15 protein-coding genes are annotated in these 16,463 nt (G+C 66.8%); 7 read left to right on the top strand and 8 right to left on the bottom strand.

All coding sequences use genetic code 11. The features are described 5' to 3' along the window. Positions 1-52 precede the first annotated feature (52 nt). Positions 53-3,505, bottom strand: a complete 3,453-nt coding sequence (gene mobF / locus MLY01S_RS07500; protein ID WP_067190842.1) for a MobF family relaxase — start codon at positions 3,503-3,505, stop codon at positions 53-55. 167 nt (positions 3,506-3,672) lie between these two features. Between mobF and MLY01S_RS07495 the strand changes: the two genes are divergently transcribed. Then, entirely contained in the window at positions 3,673-4,350 is a 678-nt protein-coding gene (locus MLY01S_RS07495; protein ID WP_082739837.1) for a metal-dependent transcriptional regulator, read from the top strand. On the opposite strand, the gene MLY01S_RS07490 is transcribed toward MLY01S_RS07495, so the two are convergent. From MLY01S_RS07490 to MLY01S_RS07465, 7 genes are all read right to left on the bottom strand, one after another. Next, complete coding sequence (locus tag MLY01S_RS07490) at positions 4,251-5,036, bottom strand: metal-dependent transcriptional regulator (protein WP_067190816.1); 786 nt, start codon at positions 5,034-5,036, stop codon at positions 4,251-4,253. The two genes, MLY01S_RS07495 and MLY01S_RS07490, sit on opposite strands and share 100 nt — an antisense overlap. 10 nt (positions 5,037-5,046) lie before the next feature. Continuing rightward, positions 5,047-5,931: a metal ABC transporter permease gene (locus MLY01S_RS07485; protein ID WP_067190814.1), complete on the bottom strand. Its 885-nt coding sequence runs from the start codon at positions 5,929-5,931 to the stop codon at positions 5,047-5,049. Continuing rightward, positions 5,928-6,878: a metal ABC transporter permease gene (locus tag MLY01S_RS07480; RefSeq protein WP_067190812.1), complete on the bottom strand. Its 951-nt coding sequence runs from the start codon at positions 6,876-6,878 to the stop codon at positions 5,928-5,930. The genes MLY01S_RS07485 and MLY01S_RS07480 overlap by 4 nt, the downstream gene beginning before the upstream one ends. After that, complete coding sequence (locus tag MLY01S_RS07475; protein WP_255218015.1) at positions 6,875-7,552, bottom strand: metal ABC transporter ATP-binding protein; 678 nt, start codon at positions 7,550-7,552, stop codon at positions 6,875-6,877. Before MLY01S_RS07475 ends, MLY01S_RS07480 begins: the two co-directional genes overlap by 4 nt. Positions 7,553-7,677: 125 nt before the next feature. Then, positions 7,678-8,448 carry a metal ABC transporter substrate-binding protein gene (locus MLY01S_RS07470; RefSeq protein WP_245232189.1) on the bottom strand — a complete coding sequence of 257 codons (771 nt, stop codon included), beginning with the start codon at positions 8,446-8,448 and terminating at the stop codon, positions 7,678-7,680. 5 nt (positions 8,449-8,453) lie between these two features. Beyond that, positions 8,454-8,645, bottom strand: a complete 192-nt coding sequence (locus MLY01S_RS12800; protein ID WP_209279961.1) for a hypothetical protein — start codon at positions 8,643-8,645, stop codon at positions 8,454-8,456. Positions 8,646-8,664: 19 nt separating this feature from the next. Continuing rightward, entirely contained in the window at positions 8,665-10,563 is a 1,899-nt protein-coding gene (locus tag MLY01S_RS07465) for a phosphoenolpyruvate carboxykinase (GTP) (RefSeq protein ID WP_067190810.1), read from the bottom strand. Between the two features lie 237 nt (positions 10,564-10,800). Between MLY01S_RS07465 and nrdI the strand changes: the two genes are divergently transcribed. The 6 genes from nrdI to MLY01S_RS07430 all read left to right on the top strand — a co-directional run. After that, on the top strand, positions 10,801-11,328 hold the full coding sequence (nrdI, locus tag MLY01S_RS07460) for a class Ib ribonucleoside-diphosphate reductase assembly flavoprotein NrdI (protein ID WP_067190808.1): 528 nt from the start codon (positions 10,801-10,803) through the stop codon (positions 11,326-11,328). Continuing rightward, positions 11,325-13,508: a class 1b ribonucleoside-diphosphate reductase subunit alpha gene (gene nrdE, locus MLY01S_RS07455; RefSeq protein WP_067190807.1), complete on the top strand. Its 2,184-nt coding sequence runs from the start codon at positions 11,325-11,327 to the stop codon at positions 13,506-13,508. Before nrdI ends, nrdE begins: the two co-directional genes overlap by 4 nt. Before the next feature lie 32 nt (positions 13,509-13,540). Then, positions 13,541-14,566 (top strand): class 1b ribonucleoside-diphosphate reductase subunit beta, encoded by a 1,026-nt coding sequence (gene nrdF / locus MLY01S_RS07450; protein ID WP_082739834.1) that lies wholly within the window; start codon positions 13,541-13,543, stop codon positions 14,564-14,566. After that, positions 14,547-14,855, top strand: coding sequence for a hypothetical protein (locus MLY01S_RS07445; protein ID WP_067190805.1), 309 nt, complete (start codon positions 14,547-14,549; stop codon positions 14,853-14,855). Before nrdF ends, MLY01S_RS07445 begins: the two co-directional genes overlap by 20 nt. Positions 14,856-15,017: 162 nt before the next feature. Next, positions 15,018-16,168 (top strand): IS3 family transposase gene (locus MLY01S_RS12795; RefSeq protein WP_135103358.1). Its coding sequence is split into 2 segments (ribosomal slippage): positions 15,018-15,288 and positions 15,288-16,168, totalling 1,152 coding nucleotides; the frame shifts between segments, so codons are not numbered across the junction. Beyond that, positions 16,125-16,463, top strand: a 339-nt coding sequence (locus MLY01S_RS07430) for an NADPH-dependent FMN reductase (RefSeq protein ID WP_169795142.1), incomplete at its 3' end; no start/stop codon positions are given. The genes MLY01S_RS12795 and MLY01S_RS07430, both read left to right, overlap by 44 nt.

Raw genomic sequence — 16,463 nt, 5'->3', positions numbered from 1 at the left:
TCTGTCATCCTATGGATCGGTTCTCCGCGAGAACCTGAAAGCAGAAACAGGGCTACCGGCTCAGACCAAACCCGTCACGCTCTGGCGTGCTGCGATCTTTCTGGGGGAAGTTGTATGGCCTGGCGCGTTCCTGCTCCACTCGCTGGGCCTCGCTCGCGGCCTGTTCTGCGCGGGTCTGCTCGATCCGTGCCACGGCTTCGGCGGGGGTGAGCGTGCGCAGCAGAGCGGCTTCCTCCCGCGCCTGCCTCGCGGTGTTCGCTGCTCGTGTGGCTTGTTGCATGGGGTTCGTGGTGAGGTATGCCTGCTGATTGCGGATCACGGTCTCCGCGCCGAACACTCGCGCGAACGCGACGAGTCGTTCGGTCTGTGCTCGCTCTGGCCGGTGCAGCAGGGCGTCGCGTGCTGCCTGGTGTTCCTGCTCGGCGTCGATCACGCGCGGGTCGCTGTCGATTCGGGGCCGGGTGACTCGCTCCACCCACGCATCTGCGCGTTCGTTCGACCTCGGCGGCTCGCCCCACTCGCTCGTCACCTGCTGGCGCGCTTCGGCGGTTCGCGCTTGGGCGTTCTCGTGCTCGTCGCGGGCGCGGCGCTTCCCGAACCACGACGACGCCGGCACCTGCTCGCTGGCTTCCTGTTCAGCAGCGTCGGCCTGTTGCCAGTCGGCGAGTGCCCCTCTCGCCGCGGAGACGACCGGCGCGGCGACCTCGGCGCGCACCTGCTCGGCACGCTCACGGGCGGACTGCTCGGCCGCTCGCGCCCTCTCCCGTACTTCGGTCTCGCGGTCGCTGAGGTCGGCAAGGGCGGCGCTGACCTGTTGCCAGCGTGCGGCCTGCGCCTCAGCCGTTGCCGCACGCTTGTCGAGCGCCGCCATCTCGTCGTTCACGAACCGCACGGGGCCGTTCTCGGTGAGCCCGGCCACTTCCTCGACGGCGCGGCGGGTGGCGTCGGCAAGTCCGCGGTCGGCGCGGTCGCGCTCCATCGCCTCGATGAATTGCGCCCTGGCGTCGGCCTGGCTCTCGGCGACGACGTGCAGCACGTTCGACTCGCGCCCGCGGGTCATGCCGACGTACACGCCTGCGGCGCTGGTCGCGTCGGTGAGGATCGTGTGCGACCCCGCCACGGTCGCGCCCTGCGCCCCGTAGGCGGTCGACGCATACGACAGGTGGGCGTGCTCGGCCACATAGTCGGCGGGGAGGCGCAGGGTGCGCTGCCGCTTCCGCCCGTTCCCGGCCTCGCGCACGGAGAGCGCGCCGTCGTCCTCGACGTGCTGCACGACCCATTGCTGCCGATTCGCTACGCCCACATCAGTGTTGTTCTTCCGCGTCTGAATCACATCCCCGGCCCCGATGGGCAGGCCGTCGTTCCCGTACACGGTCGTCGTGTCGTCGACTGCACCGTGCGAGACTCGTTCCTCGCGGATGCGGGCGTTGACGGTGCGGGCTTCATCGTTCGTGCTGACGGTGATCGCTTCGCCGTCCTGCCGCGCCTGGGCGATATGCTCGCGCGCCTCTTCGCCGCTGTCGTGCAGGCGGATGAGACCGAGCCTGGCGAGCTGGTCGAACACCTCGCCGGGGTTTCTGCCGTCGCGCATCCGTAGCGTGACTTCGGCGTAGGCGGGGTCGGTGAAGCGGTGCACCTCGGCCATATCGAACGTGTGACCCCGGAACTGCGCGGCCACATCGAGCACGCCGCCACGACCGACCGCGGCGAGCTGGGCGCGATCCCCGACCAGTGCGACCGTCGCGCCAGCCTCATCGCAGACGGTCAGCAGGGCGATCGCGGTGTCCTGGTCGAGCATCCCGGCCTCGTCCACGATCACCCGCTCACCCCGCGCCAGCCGCTCGTCCTCGGACGGGCCGCGATAGGTGCGGCCCGTCTCGGGGTCGGTGTCGCCGGGTGCGAGGCGCGTCCATACGCCGTCACTGTTCCAGCGCCACCCGTGCGCGTGCACGAGCGCCGCAACACTGCTCGCGGGCACGTCGAGTTCGTCGCGTGCGACCTGCGCGGCGCGCAACGTCGGCGCAACCACCCGCGACACCCGGCCATGCTGCGCCGCGACCTCGATAGCGACACCGAGCATCGTGGTCTTGCCCGCACCCGCTGCACCCTCCACGACGACGAGCGGATCGCGCGATGCGACCGCGGCGGCGGCGCGCTCCTGCCCAGCGTCCAGACCCCGCGCCTTTGCCGCGTCGCGCACGTCGGGGTGCTTCGGCTCCCGCTTCGGCACTCGTGCGGTCAGGAGGTCGCGCAGTTCCGTCTCAGCCTGCACCACGCGCAGGCTCGTGAGGTGCGCCACATGCTCCGGGGCCGGTGCGCCGGGCGGGAGGATCGAGAAGCAATCCTCCATCGCCAACGCCGTTGCAATGCGCACGAACTCGCGCACCTCGGCGGGTGCGGCCTGCACGCCGTACTCGGTCATGATCCGCGTCGCGTGCTCCTGCACCGTGTGCCGCGTCCACGCCGAACTACCTGCGGCGCACCGATCCAGCGCACGGCTCGCCACGACCTGCACGGAGAGGTCATCCAGCGACACCGGCGCACGACGCACGGGCCGGCGCCACGTCTCCGGGTCGTAGCCGGCTTCTCGCAACTCCGTCGCCCACGCCTGTTCTTCGCGCAGCGTGGTGGGCTTCTTCGCGGGCCGCTCATACGCCCACGCTTTCGCCGCGAGCCGGGCCGAGACGACCGGCCCCACAGTCTCGCCCGGATGCGCCGCCTCCCACTCCGCCTCGAAGCGTTCCAAGTGCTTGCGCACCTGCTCGCCGCGCTTACTCATCACACCGTTGAACCGCTCGAGCTCGACCACCTCACCCGATACCGGATCAAGGGTCAAACCGTGCCCTTCCAGCACCTCCGCAAGCTCAGGGTGCGCGGCGATCACCGCGGTGCCGAGCGCGCGAATCGCGCCCTGCTGGCGGAACAACGCCGCCGTGTCCAGCGCCCGCCACTTCCCAGCCGCCCATACGCGGGTACCGACCTGAAAGTGGATATGCCGGTGCGGATCACCCGCCCGCGACGTGCGGTGCGACACCGCCACCGTCTGCAACTGCTGGACGGGCACCACCTCCTGCTTGCCGCGCGGCCCGACACGGGTCACGGAATGCTCGGCGAGCCACGCCTGAATCTCCGCCACCGCGTCCTGCTGCGCCCGGTCGAGAACATCGGAGACCTCCGGGTGGAGCGCTGCGGCAATCGAGAGCGACTTCGGAGCGTTCACCACCATCTCCGCGAACCGCGGCGACCCCTGTTTCCCGACACCCGGTAGACGGGGCGTGCCCATCGACTCGCCCGTGACCGGGTTCACCCAATCCACCCACGCCGCATACGCCTCCGGGTCAAGCCCGACCGCAGCAGTCACGTTCCCGCCGCCGTCGAGCGCGGTGAACGCCGCCACAGACGCATCCGCGCCGAGGTAATAGTCATCGGCACGGGAGCGGTCGGCCTCGACATACCGACGCGCGTCGGCTCCGGTACCCCGGAACAGGATCACGCCGCCATGCATGAGGATCACTACCTATTGTTTCTACTACAGAAACGGACGTATCTACCACGGTAGCATACGTTCATTCAGAAGAACAGGGAGGTGCAACGAGTTGCCGCTGCGGGTACTCGTGGCGGCCGGGAGTACGGCTGTACGTAGTTGAGTCTTCGGCAGGTTATTCTGCCGGTATGTCGGTTTCTGAATTGTCTGCGAGTAGCCAGGACTATTTGAAGGCGGTATGGGCCCTGGCGGAGTGGTCGGAGACCCCGGTGACGCCGAAGCTGATGGCGGATCGGATGGGGTTGAAGCTCTCTTCGGTGTCGGATGCGGTTCGGAAGCTCACCGAGCAGGGCTTTCTCGAGCATGCGCCGTACGGTGCGGTGACGTTGACCGCGCAGGGGCGGGTGCACGCGGTTGCGATGGTGCGCAGACATCGTCTCATCGAGACGTTCCTCGTGGAAACGCTCGGGTATCGGTGGGATCAGGTGCATGACGAGGCCGAGACGCTCGAGCACGCCGTATCCGATTTCATGATCGAGCGTCTTGCCGAGCTCCTCGGGCATCCTGATCGCGACCCGCACGGTGACCCCATACCCTCTGCGGACGGCACTGTCGCACGCCCCAACGCGATCCACTTGACTGCGCTTGCGCCGGGGCAGCGGGCGCGGGTGGAGCGGATCTCCGACGATGATCCGCAGTTGCTGCAGTTCTTCGCGGAGAACGGGGTCCGCTACGGCACCGTGCTCGAAGCGCACCCGAGTACCCCCTATTCGGAAGTGATCGAGGTGCGTGTCGAGGGTCGGACAGAGAGGCTCGCGCTGGGGCGCGCCGCCACTGATGCGGTCTGGGTGGAAGCACTGACCTGAGCCGGGTTCTGGTGTTCCTTCCCGTCCGGTCTCGCGGTGAAGATTCGGTAGGCTGCCTGGACTCCGATCGTGTGCGCCGTGTTGTTGCATATCAAGTCGATCACCCCGGTCGCGTGATCCATCTGCTCCACGCGAACAAGTCGTCCCGGGGTGAGGCCGAGGGCATCGAAGCGCTCGAGTAGCGCGGGGTCGGTGTCGGAGACGCGCAGGATCTCCAGTTCCACACCGCTGCGCTGTTCGCTCAACGGACGACCGCGCCGTGCGGGCGATTCGCCGGTTCCGGGTATCGGGTTGCCGTATGGGTCGGTCTGCGGTGAGCCCGCGACCGCGTGGAGGCGGTTCGCAAGGTCGTCGTGGAGCACCGGCATCAGTTCGTCGGCTTCCCTGGCGACCTCCGGCCAGGCATAGTCGAGCACCTGGTACAGGAACGCGCGGGCGATGCGGTTGTGCCGGATCACTGCGAGGGCGAGCTGTTCGCCCTTGAGGGTGAGTTCGATCGGCCCGTACGGTTTGTGTCGAATCAGCCGCGCGTCTGCGAGCGAGCGAACGGTTTGCGAGACCGTCGCGGGGGCCTTCGCAAGCCGCTCGGTGAGCACCGTGACGCCGACGCGGACTCGCTCTTCATGCTGCAGAATCCAGATCGTCTTGAGATAGGGAATGATCGTGGCATCACGCGGGGTCGGCACGGATGCTCCTTCACGGTGACGACGCCACTGCATATTCTCGTACGTTGCGATGGCGTCGCTGGCGGAGTCGCGTGGCCACGAGCACGACGCTGAAGACGACTCCGTAGAACACCGACATGCCTGCACTGGTCGCGGCGTCGAGCACATACGCGACCCAGAACCCGGCGAGTGCCCCGGTGACGGCGATCCCCGCGGTGAGGGCGATCATCACCGGCAGGCGCGTGCTGAGCAGGTACGCCGTAGCTGCGGGCACGACGACGAGCGCGATGACGAGGATCGCACCCGCGGCGTTGAACGCGGCGGTGACGGTGACCGAGACGAGGAACATGAAGGCTGTGTTCAGCAGCCCGGATCTGATGCCGAGGCTGGTCGCGAACTGGGCGTCGAAGGTCGTGACCTTCAGCTTCGAGTAGAACAGGCCGAGGAAGGCCAGGTTCACGAGGAGCACGGCGAGCATCACATACAGGTAGACCGGCCCCCAGGAGACCCCGCCGATGATGAGTTGCTCCCAGGCGGCGAGGTTGAGATCCCCCACGAGTACGGCATGGGTGTCGAGGTGGACGTTCGCGAAGTTCAGGGTGACGAGGATCACGCCGCCGCTGAACAGCGCCGGGAAGATCAGCCCCTGCGAGGCGTCGCCGGTGAGCAGCCCGGTGCGGGAAAGCCACTCGCTGCCGAGCACCACGATGAGACCCGCGAGCGCGGCGCCGAGGATCAGCAGCGGGGAGTCGAGGTTGTGGGCGAAGAAGTAGCCGACGACGATGCCGGGCAGTACCGCGTGGCTGATGGCGTCGACGAGCATCGAGTTCTTGCGCAGCACGACGAACACACCGGGCAGGGCGCAGGCGAGGGCGGTGACGACGGCGAGCAGGGTGGTGCCGAGGACGAAGCTCATCGGAGGGCTCCTTCCGCGGGTGCGGACGCGAGTAGTAGTTCCCGCTTCAAGGCCGCGCGTGCGCGAGTGCGGGAGATGGCTCGGGTGATGATGCTGCGTCGGGGCGAGAAGAGCAGCGAGACGAGGAAGATCGCGAACAGCGTGAGCACGATGAGCGGCCCGGTCGGCACCCTGCCGAGCACGATCGACAGGTACGCGCCGACGCCGCTGCCGACCGCGCCGAACAGGCCGGAGAGCGCGACCATGCCGGGTAGCGTGCGCGTCCACTGACGGGCCGCGGCCGGCGGGGTGACGACGAACGCGACCATGAGCACGAGACCGACGGCCTTCACACCGATCACGGTGGCGATCACAATGGTGGCGAACATGAGCGTGTCGATCGTGCGCGCCCGGAACCCGAGCACCGTCGAGTGATCCGGGTCGAAGGTGTGCAGCGCGAACTCCTTCCAGAACACCAGCATCAGGGCGAGGGCGAGGGCGCCCACGGTGATGCTCGTGGTGAGGTCGGCGATCGTGATCACGGAGGCGTTGCCGAAGAGGTAGTCCTGGATGCCGCCCTTGCCCGGGAAGGCCCCGTTCGCGATGATCCGCATGAGCAGCATGCCGCCACCGAAGAAGACCGTGAGCGACACCGCCATCGCGGTGTCGATTCGAATCTTCGACACCCGGGTCACACCGTTGGCGAAGAGCACCGCGAGCGTGCCGACGATGACCGCACCGATGATGAGTGCGATCATGTTGCGGCCGTCCGCGCCCAGCACGACGACCGCGGTGAGGAACGCGAGCAGCGTGCCGGGCAGCGCCGCATGGGAGATCACATCGCTGATGAGCGACTGCTTCCGCAGATACGCGAAAGACCCCAGCGCGCCGGCGACGAGCCCGATCGTCATGGTGCCGAAGAACACCATCCGGTAGGTGTGATTCCCGAGGAACTCGATCAGGCTCACGACGCGAACTCCAGGAACGCATCGTCGCCTGCCGTGACCTCGTACGCGGTGCGGATGTTCTCGCACGTGAACGATTCGTCGGCCGGCCCCGAGGCGACGACGCGGCGGTTCAGCAGGGTGACGTGGTCGCAGTAGTCGCGCACAGTGGCGAGGTCGTGGTGCACGATCACGACGGTCTTCCCCTGCTCCCTGAGCGTGTGCAGCACGGAGACGATGGCCTGCTGGCTCTTCGCATCGATCCCCTGGAACGGCTCGTCCATGAAGTACAGATCCGGGGCCTGCACCAGCGTACGGGCGAGGAACACGCGCTGCCGCTGCCCGCCCGAGAGCTCCCCGATCTGACGCGAGGCGAGATCCGGGATCCCCGTCTGCTCGAGGGCCGCAACCGCCCGGGCCCGTTCGCGCTTCCCGGGGCGGCGGATCCAGCCGAGGGAGCCGTAGGTGCCCATCGTGACCACATCGAGCACGGTGGTCGGGAAGTCCCAGTCGACGCTGGTCGACTGCGGCATATAGCCGACCCGCTTCCGCGTGCGCGCGAGAGGCTGCCCGAAGAACTCGGAAGCGCCGGTCAGAGGCCTCACGAGGCCGAGCATCGCCTTGATGAGCGTCGATTTGCCGGCTCCGTTCGGCCCGACGATCCCCATCACCACCCCCTGGGGCACCGCGAAGTCCACGCTGCGCAGCACCGGCTCCGCGCGATAGGCGACGGAGAGGCCCTGCGTGCTGCAGGCGAGTGCGGTGTCCGGGGAGGCCGGGGTTCCGATGGGAGCCCCGGCCGTGTGAACGATGTTGGTCACGGTCACTGCCCCGCGGTTCCGAGGGCCTCGGCCACGGCGCGGGCGTTGTGCGAGAACGCGCCGATATAGGTGTCCACGCCGGAATCCGCACCGAGGGAGTCCGCGAAGAGCTCCTCGCCCGAGACCTCGACCTGCCAGCCGAGCGACCGCACGGCCTCCTTCAGGCTGGTGATGGCCTGCGGGTTGGCCTGGTTGTCCTGGAAGATCACCGGCACCTCGTTGTCTGCGATGAGCTGCGCGAGCTCCGACAGCTCCCCGGCGCCGAGCTTGGCCTCGGTCGAGACGAAGTCGGTGGCATGCACCTCGAGGTCGAAGGTCTGCCCGAAGTAATTGAAGGCGTCGTGCCCGGTGATCAGGATCCGCGGCTCGATCTTCCCGTCGCCGAGGAGTTCGCGAGCCTCTGCGACCGCGGCATCGATCTCGGCGATGTACGCCTCGGCGTTCGACGCGTACTCGGCCGCGCCCGCCGGGTCGATCTCGCCAAGCTTGTCCGCGACGTATCCGACGACGAGCGACCACGCTTCGGGGCTGTTCCAGACGTGCGGATCATGCAGCGGGTTGCCCTGGTCGTCGGTCTCGGGCCAGTCGAGCAGCAGATCCTCCGGGAGCTGGTCGCCCACGGCGAGCTGCCGGTCGCCGAGGCTCTCGAGCTGGTCGATCATCTGCGCCTCGAGGTGCAGCCCGTTCCAGAACACCACGTCGGCGTTCTGGATCGTCTCGATGTCCTTCGTCGACGGCTGGTAAGTGTGCGGATCGCCGCCCGGGCCGACCATCGTCGTCACTTCGGCATCGGGGCGAGATTCGCGACCGCGTCAGCCAGGTAGCCGGTGGTCGCGTAGACCTTGAGGGGATCGCCGTCGCTACCGGATTCGGGGGTGCCGGTATTCGCGCAGGCGGTGAGGCCGAGCGCGGCGATCGCGGCGATCGCGGCGATCGCGATTCCGGTGAGGAACTTCCTGGTGATCTTCAAGAGATGCAGCCTTCCTGTATCAGTGGGTGTCGGGGTGTGTGGATCCGGGGCCGGATCCGGGATGCTCGTGGTCGGCCGAGGCCGCTTGTGCGGTGAGGGCGGCGCTGAGGGATTGGTGGGCGTCCCAGATCTCGCGCGGCACATCGGGCAGGCCCTGGAGGTGCTCCTGCCGATGCTGCACTTCCTCGGTCCAGCGCTTCGTGTCGATTCGCAGCAGCCGGTCGAGATCTTCTGCGGGAATATCGAGGCCGGTGAGATCGAGCTCCTCCGCTGTGGGGAGGACGCCTACTGGCGTGGGGTGCCCGTGGGCGTCGCCTGCGCGGTAGCGGAAGAGCCAGTTCAGGGCGCGGAGGTTCTCGCGGTAGCCGGGCCAGAGGTAGTGGCCGTCTTCGGGGTCGCGCTGGAACCAGTTGACGTGCGCGAATACCGGCAGATCGGTGAGCTGCCGGAGCAGGGTCAGCCAGTGCTGGGCGTAGCGGCCTTCTGAGTAGGAGAAGAAGGGGCGCATCGACATGGGGTCGTATCTGAGTTGCCCGTCGACGCCCTCGGCGGCGAAGGTCGCCTCCGCTCCCAGGGTGAGGCCGTCGTAGACGCCGATCGCGAGGTCGTCGATGGCGCGGATCAGGGGTTCGCGGTCGCGGGTGCGGCCGCCGAAGATGATCGCGTCGATCACGACCCCTGCCGGGTCTGCGGCGTCTGCGGCGAGGTTCGGGATGCGTTCGAGGGGGATCGTTAAGCGGCTGTTCGGATGCGCCCACGGAGCATCCTGCTGGTCGGGGCCGCGGTCGGCGATCGGGGCTCCGGTCCAGTCGAGCCACCCGTCGAGTTCTGCGGGAGGCTGCGGGGTGAGGCCTTCCCACCACACCTCGCCGGTGAGCTGGTTGTAGGCGGTGTTGGTGAAGATCGTGCCGGAGCCCTCCGCGATCGCGGCCATCGCCGTCGGGTTCGTACGCTCGTTCGTGTCTTTCGCCACCCCGAACGCGCCGTTCTCGGGGTTGATCGCCCGCAGGCGGCCCTCGTCGTCGATCCACATCCAGGCGATATCGTCGCCGTAGAAATCGACCCGGTACCGGTCGCCGAGCGCGTCCGGCGGCAGGGTCATCGCGAGGTTGGTCTTTCCCGACGCGCTCGGGAACCCGCCGCAGACATGAGTGGTGGCGCCGGTCTTCAGGTCGCGAATACCGAGCAGGAGGAACTGCTCCGCGAGGAACTTCCCCGAGGAATAGCCGTCGTAGGAGGCCTGGCGGAGGCCGTGTGCGATCTTCCCGAGGAGCGCGTTGCCGCCATATGCGGAGCCGTAGTGGAGAATCGTGCGCTCATCCGCGATCGTCGCGAACAGGCGCGCATCCTCCGGCGTGCCGTGCCCGAGCGAGTCGGGATCGCCGGTGACCTGCACGCCGCGCACGAAGAAGTCCGGGTCGGAGAGCCCGTCGAAATGCTCGAGACCGACGCGGGTCATGCGGATCATCTGCAGCACGACCTTGCGATCATCAGTCAGCTCCACCCCGGCCGCGTAGGCCGCGAGCGGAGTACCGGGCGGCGCCATCAGGTAGGGGACGACGTACATCGTCTTCCCGCGAGACGCCCCGCGCATCCGCTCGGTGATGAGCGGCTTCACCTCGCTCGCTGGCTGCCAGTTGTTGTAGCTGCCGCGATCGGCAGATTCCGAGGTTGCGACGACCGTACGCTCCTCGGAGCGGGCGGTGTCCTTCGGATGGGATCTAGCGTAATAGCGGCCCTCACCTGCGGGCAGGAGTTCACCGGCGGCGAGGGCTTCGCCGATGAGCCGGGCGTCATCGACCGCCGAGACGAGTTCGATCCGGTCGGGCTCGGTGACCCGAGCCCACTCCTCCACGAATGCGCTGATGCTCTCGTTCCGAATCTCAGCAGGAATCTGGATCCTGGTCGGATCGCTCATCGCACAACCTCACTCATTCTCGATGGGCCGTCCTCAGCCCGTGTGGATTGGTGACGCGCCCCGCCCGCACCTCACCATGATCTGCGCGTCTAACTCTAATGTTCGTCTATACGTAGTTGCAAACATGGGCGTGTCGTAGCCACGCCCCCACGGATCGTGCTAACACTAGATCTAGTTCCACATGAGCCAGCAACTACCACATGTTGGGTTCTTGATTGCGAGAGGAATGATGCGTGTATGAGCGTGAAACACCGGGTTCCGGGGCATGCCGCCCCGGAAGTGCGGGCGCTCGAGGGGCTGGAGTCGCCGGATCTGGTGTTCTTCTCGAGCGTGTCGGAGAACACCAGGCGATTCGTCGACCGGCTCGACCGTGACGCGGCACGGATCCCGTTGCGGCCCCGGCTGGAGGGCATGATCCGGGTGTCCCGCCCGTTCGTGCTCGTCCTTCCCACTTACGGCGGGGGCGAGCAGGCCGGAGCCGTGCCGAAGCAGGTGATCCAGTTCTTGAACGACCCTGCGAACCGGGCCCTGATCCGCGGCGTGATCGCGGCCGGGAACACGAACTTCGGCGAGCACTACTGCCTCGCCGGACCCATCATCTCCGCCAAGTGCCGGGTGCCCGAGTTGTATCGCTTCGAGCTCCTCGGCACCGACCGCGACATCGCCCGCGTGAACGAGGGGCTCCCCGAGTTCTGGGCGCACCAGACCACTGTGCTGAACCAAGCCACCGAGCTGAACGAACCGAACGAGAAGGAAGTCGCATGACCATCACGGAACCACCTGCCTCCCCTCCCAGCGAGACCGCCGCTACCCCGGCTCGTGGCGGGATCGGCGAGCGCAAGGACTATCACGCCCTGAACGCGCAGCTGAACCTGTTCGCACCGGACGGGTCGATCCAGTTCGACAAGGATCGCGAGGCCGCCGACGCCTACCTCACACAGCACGTCGCACCGAACACCCGACGGTTCGGTTCCGTGTGGGAGCGCCTGGAGTGGCTGATCGCGCACGACTACTACGAAGAGTTGTACCTGCGTGCCTATGACCCGGACTTCGTGGAGTTGCTGCATGAGCGGGCGTCGGGTGTCGGGCACCGTTTCCAGACGTTCCTCGGCGCGTTCAAGTTCTTCACCTCCTACGCGCTCAAGACCTTCGACGGCGCCAGCTACCTGGAGGGCTTCGAGGAGCGCGTCGTCGCAACGGCACTCTTCCTCGGACAGGGCAATGCGGAGCTCGCCGCGCGCCTTGTCGACGAGATGTTGTCGGGTCGGTTCCAGCCGGCGACCCCGACGTTCCTGAACGCGGGCAAGGCGCAGCGCGGCGAGCTCGTCTCGTGCTTCCTGCTGCGCCTCGAGGACAACCTCGAATCGATCGGCCGCAGCGTGAACTCCGCGCTGCAGCTCTCCAAGCGCGGCGGCGGAGTGGCTCTGCTGCTCACGAACCTCCGCGAGACGGGCGCCCCGATCAAGCAGATCGAGAATCAGGCCTCCGGTGTGGTGCCGGTCATGAAGATCCTCGAGGATTCGTTCAGCTATGCGAACCAACTCGGCGCCCGGCAGGGTGCGGGCGCCGCGTACCTGCATGCCCATCACCCCGACATCATGCGGTTCCTCGACACCAAGCGCGAGAACGCCGACGAGAAGATCCGCATCAAGACCCTCTCCCTCGGCGTCGTGATCCCGGATATCACCTTCGAGCTGGCGAAGCAGAACCGCGAGATGCATCTCTTCAGCCCCTACGACGTGCTCCGCGAGACCGGCATCCCGCTCTCTGACCAATCGGTGAGCGACCGCTACGAGGAGTTCGTCGCGAACCCGCGCATCCGGAAGACGACGATCAGCGCTCGCGACTTCTTCAAGACCCTCGCCGAGTTGCAGTTCGAGTCCGGCTATCCGTATGTGCTCTTCGAGGACACCGTCAACCGCGCGAACCCGCTTCAAGGGTGGGTGAACATGTCGAACCTCTGCAGCGAGATCCTCCAGGTCAACACCCCCTCCACCTACGATGCGGCGATCGGCTACGCGGAGGTCGGACGGGATATCTCCTGCAACCTCGGATCGCTGAACATCGCACAGACAATGGCGTCTCCCGATTTCGGGGCGACGGTCGAGACGGCAGTACGAGCGCTCACGAGCGTGTCGGATCAGACCGATGTCGACGCGGTGCCCTCTGTTGCAGCAGGGAACGCGGCGTCGCACGCGATCGGGCTCGGGCAGATGAACCTGCACGGCTACCTCGCCTCCCAGCGCATCCACTACGGCAGCGAGGAAGGCATCGACTTCACCGACGCCTACTTCCGTGCTGTCGCCTACCACGCGCTGCGCGCCTCGAACCGGCTCGCGATCGAACACGGCGAAGCCTTCACCGGGTTCGAGCAGAGCGACTACGCTGACGGCACCTATTTCGACCGCTACGTCGCCGAGGAATGGCGGCCCGCCACCGAGCGCACGCGCGACCTCTTCACAGCGGCCGGGATTGCGCTGCCGAGCGTCGCCGACTGGGAGGCACTGCGCGATTCGATCCGGGAGCACGGCATCTATAACGCCTACCTGCAGGCGGTGCCGCCGACGGGGTCGATCAGCTATGTCAACTATTCGACGGCGTCGATCCACCCGATTGCGGCGAAAATCGAGATCCGCAAAGAGGGCAAGCTCGGCCGGGTCTACTACCCGGCCCCGCACATGACCGACGACAATCTCGAGTTCTTCGAGGACGCCTACGAGATCGGCCCCGAGAAGATCATCGACACCTACGCCGCCGCCACCCAGCACGTCGACCAGGGCCTCTCGCTGACGCTGTTCTTCAAGGACACGGCCACGACGCGAGATATCAACCGGGCGCAGATCTACGCCTGGCGCAAGGGCATCAAGACGCTCTACTACATCCGCCTGCGGCAGCTCGCCCTCGAAGGCACCGAGATCGAGGGCTGCGTCTCCTGCGCCCTCTGACCCCACCCGACTAACTCAGAAAGACCACCAGCATGACCAGCATCGCTTTTGATCGCCCGCTCACCGAACTCTCCGTCACCCCGCCCGCGTACCGTCACGATCCCGCAGCACGCCTCAGGCCGATCAACTGGAACCGTGTGACCGACGAAAAGGATCTCGAGGTGTGGAACCGGCTCACCGCGAACTTCTGGCTCCCCGAGAAAGTGCCTCTCTCGAATGACATCCCCGCCTGGCAGAAGATGAGTCAGGAGGAACGCACCCTCACGATGCGGGTCTTCACCGGCCTCACCATGCTCGACACGGTGCAGGCCACGGTCGGCGAGATCTGCCAGATCCAGGATGCCCGCACCGAGCATGAGGAGGCCGTCTACACGAACATCGCGTTCATGCAGTCCGTCCATGCCCGCTCGTACTCCTCCGTGTTCTCCACGCTCACGTCCACGCCGGAGATCGATGACGCGTACCGGTGGGCGGTCGGCAACGACCTGCTGCAGGAGCGCTGCAAGAAGGTGCTGCAGCACTACTTCGGCCCCGACCCGTTGAAGCGCAAGGTCTCGTCGACACTGCTCTCCTCGCTGCTGCTCTACGCCGGCTTCTACCTGCCACTGCACTTCTCCGTGCACGCCACGCTCACGAACACCGCCGACATGATCCGCCTGATCCTGCGCGACAAGGCCGTGCATGGCTACTACTCGGGATACAAGTACCAGCGCGGCCTCGAAACACATTCGCAGGTCGAACAGCACGAGATGCGCGACTTCACTTACGCACTGCTCGAAGAGCTGTACGAACTGGAGCTGCAGTATTCGGGTGAGCTGTACGAGCCGCTCGGACTCATGGACGACGTGGCCGTATTCGTGCGCTACAACGCGAATAAGGCGCTCATGAACCTCGGCTACCCCGCCCGCTTCGCGTATGAGGAGACCGAGGTGAACCCCGAGATCCTCGCCGCGCTCTCGCCGGGCAGCGATGAGAATCACGACTTCTTCAGCGGTTCAGGGTCGAGCTACGTCATGGGTAAGGGAGAGGACACGACCGATGCCGACTGGGATTTCTGAGCCCGCACCCGCGCCGATGCCGCGCCCCGACGACGGTGCCTGGCTTGAGACGATCGCACTGTTCGAGGCGATCCGCGAAGGCAACCAGCCCGCCGCTCACCGACTCCTGAGCAGCAGCGCGAAACGTGACGCCGTACTCGGAGGCCTGTTCTCCATGCTCGGCGTGTTCCTCCGCGGCGAGGACGCCTCAGGCCGGGCAAAGCTCGACCACTTCATCGAGGCCTCCCACCGGGCGGGGCCGCCGCCGGCATTTGGAGCGCGCCCGTTCCTCCCACCCATCGGCTCCTGAGCCGCCGACAGGCGTTGTCAGCTGAACCGTCGAAAGAGAGCACCACCTATGACCAAGCACGTCAGCGTGATCGTCGGGATGGGCTGACCCCGTTTCGTAGGTCCAGTCGTTATGAGAGCCGTCCTGTTGCCCGCGGCCGCGGGCAGGGAGACTGGTCAGATCATGACGAACAGCAGGAAGCGTCACACCCCCGAGCAGGTCGTCCGTAAGCTCGGGCAGGCCGACAGGATGCTCGCCGATGGTCAGGACGTCGCGGCGGTGTGCCGGGAGCTCGGGGTGTCCGAGCAGACGTACTACCGGTGGCGGAACCAGTACGGCGGCCTCAAGGCCGACGACGCAAAGCGCCTAAAGGAGCTGGAGAAGCAGAACGCGACCCTGAAGCGTCTGCTCGCGGAAGCGGAGCTGGAGAAGGCCGCGCTCAAGGAGCTGGCTGAGGGAAACTTCTAAGCCCGGACAGGCGCCGCGCCGCCGTCGATCACCTCAAGCGCAAGTTGCGGGTGAGCGAACGGATGGCGTGCCGTCTGGTCGGGCTGAGCCGCTCCGCGTACCGGCGACCGCTCAAGGGCGACACGGTCGCGGACCCGGATCGGGCGCTCAGGGAGTGGCTGCGCGCCTGGGCGAAGGACCATCCCCGCTACGGGTATCGGCGGGCGTATCACGACGCCCGCGCCGAGGGGTGGGTGGTGAACCACAAGAAGATCCAACGCCTGTGGCGTGACGAAGGGCTCCGGGTCCCGCAGCGGCGTCGACGCAAGCGCGTCGGGTCCTCGACCGTCGACGCGCCGACGGCGGACGCGCCGAACGTGGTGTGGGCGGTGGACTTCCAGTTCGAGGCCGACGAGCACGGACGACCGATCAAGATCTGCTCGATCGTCGACGAACACACCCGGGAGTGCATCGGCGGCCTCGTGGAGCGCTCGATTACCGCCGACCGACTCACCGCCCACCTCGAGGACCTCGTCGCCGCCCGGGGCGCCCCGGCGGTGCTCAGGTCGGACAACGGGCCGGAGTTCATCAGCGAGGCGATGGCCGACTGGGCCGGCACCCGCACCGGCCTGTCCTACATCCCTCCGGGCTCGCCGTGGCGCAACGGGTACGTCGAGTCGTTCAACAGCCGGATCCGCGACGAGTGCCTCAACATCAACAGCTTCTACTCGCTGCTGCACGCACAGGTCATCATCGGCGACTGGAAGGACGAGTACAACCACCACCGCCGGCACTCCTCGCTCGGCTACCTAACCCCAGCCGAGTACGCTCGGCAGTGCACCCATCAAATGGAAACCGACGACTCACAGAACGTCCGGACCGAATGAAGGGGGCGGCCCAGGGAGCCTGCGTCGCGGCTCCGTCGCCCCCAAGATCGCGCAAAACGTCCTCCCCCTGTTCCCCGAAGGCTACGAGGCCCGGATCGTGGAGATCCGCGACCTCCCCCTCTACGACTTCGACTACGACGACCCCGAGGTCACCGACAAGCCGGTACCGGCCGAGTACATTGCCTTCCGAGAGACGATCAAAGCCTCCACCGGGGTGCTCTTCGTCACACCCGAGAACAACCGCACCATCCCGGCATGCCTGAAGAACGCCGTCGACATCGGTTCCAAACCTAAC

This window comes from Micrococcus lylae NBRC 15355 (assembly GCF_001570885.1).
Taxonomy (GTDB): domain Bacteria; phylum Actinomycetota; class Actinomycetes; order Actinomycetales; family Micrococcaceae; genus Micrococcus; species Micrococcus lylae.
Note: the sequence above shows the minus strand (reverse complement) of the source record. Positions and strands in the feature narration are given on the sequence as shown.